Genomic DNA, 1,530 nt, shown 5'->3' on the forward strand with positions numbered 1-1,530 from the left:
GTTCCCGAGGCGACCGCGTTGATCGCGGACACTGTCTGCGAGGCGGCGCGGGACGGGCGTCGCCTCGCTGAGGCCATTGAGGCGGCGCGTAGTGCGTTGGGGCCTGAGGATGTGCTGCCGGGGGTGGCGGATGTGGTGACCGAGGTGCATGTGGAGGCCGTTTTTGATGACGGTTCCCGGCTTGCGGTGGTCACGGATCCGATCGGTGTCGGACCGGTCGAGCCGGTCGGCGGTGGTGGTGGGGTGGTGTTGGCGCCGGGGGCGGTGTTGCCTGGTCCGGCTGATCCGGAGCCTGAGCCTGCGGTGGTGATCGAGGTGCGGAACGCCGCGAGCGTGCCGATCAGTGTCACCTCGCACTTTCACTTCTTTGAGGCGAATCCGCGGTTGGCGTTCGATCGTGGTGCTGCGTATGGGATGCGGTTGTGTGTGCCGGCTGGTTCGTCGGTGCGGTTCGATCCCGGTGGGTCCTTGGAGGTCGGTTTGGTGCCGATCGGTGGTGCTCGGATCGCGATCGGGTTCGCTGGTCTGGTTGATGGGCCGCTCGATGCGCCGGGGGCTCGGGCCGAAGCGCTGCGGCGGGCTGTTGCCTGTGGCTACCTGGGAGCTAAGGAGCAGGGATGACCAGGAGCATTGACCCTTATGAGTACGCGTCGGTGCATGGTCCGCGGGCCGGGGACCGGGTTGTCCTTGGTGACTGTGGGCTGGTGGTCCGGGTTGAGTCCGATGCGCAAAAGCCCGGTGAGGAGTTCCTGGCGGGTTTTGGCAAGACTGCCCGTGACGGTCTGCATCTCAAGGCTGCCTCGGTGCGGGAGACGTGCGATGTGGTGATCAGTAATGTGCTGGTCATCGATGCGATCCAGGGCATCCGCAAGACCTCCATCGGTATCCGCCAGGGCCGTATCCATGCCATGGGGCGGGCTGGGAATCCCGACACCCTCGATGGGGTGGAGGTGGTGGTCGGTACCGGGACGTCCATCGTCTCGGGCGAGGGCATGATCGCCACCGCGGGCGCGGTGGACACCCATGTCCATCTGCTGTCGCCGCGGGTGATGGAGGCGTCGTTGGCTTCCGGTGTGACGACCATCATCGGTCAGGAGTTCGGTCCGGTGTGGGGTGTTGGTGTCAACTCGCCCTGGGCGTTGGGGCATGCGTTCAATGCTTTCGATGCCTGGCCGGTCAACATCGGTTTTCTGGGGCGTGGTTCGTCCTCCGGTCAGGCCCCGCTGGTCGAGGCGCTGGTTGAGGGGGGTGCGCTGGGTTTTAAGGTGCACGAGGACATGGGTGCGCATGCGCGGGCGTTGGACACCGCGTTGCGGGTCGCCGAGGAGTACGACGTGCAGGTTGCGCTGCACAGTGACGGTCTCAACGAGTGTCTGAGTGTCGAGGACACCTTGCGTGTGTTGGACGGCCGGACCATCCATGCCTTCCATATCGAGGGTTGTGGTGGTGGGCATGTCCCCAATGTGTTGAAGATGGCCGGTGTTCCCAACGTCATCGGTTCCTCGACCAATCCCACCCTGCCTTTCGGTC

General features: G+C 65.2%; 2 protein-coding genes. Both read left to right on the forward strand.

All coding sequences use genetic code 11. The annotated features are described in order from the left end of the window. The coding region (locus AB0I03_RS26515; protein WP_360417332.1) for an urease subunit beta at positions 1-621 on the forward strand (621 nt) is incomplete at its 5' end. Next, the coding region (locus AB0I03_RS26520) for an urease subunit alpha (RefSeq protein WP_360417334.1) at positions 618-1,530 on the forward strand (913 nt) is incomplete at its 3' end. The genes AB0I03_RS26515 and AB0I03_RS26520, both read left to right, overlap by 4 nt.

Source organism: Glycomyces sp. NPDC021274 (genome assembly GCF_040641195.1).
Taxonomy (GTDB): domain Bacteria; phylum Actinomycetota; class Actinomycetes; order Mycobacteriales; family Micromonosporaceae; genus Glycomyces.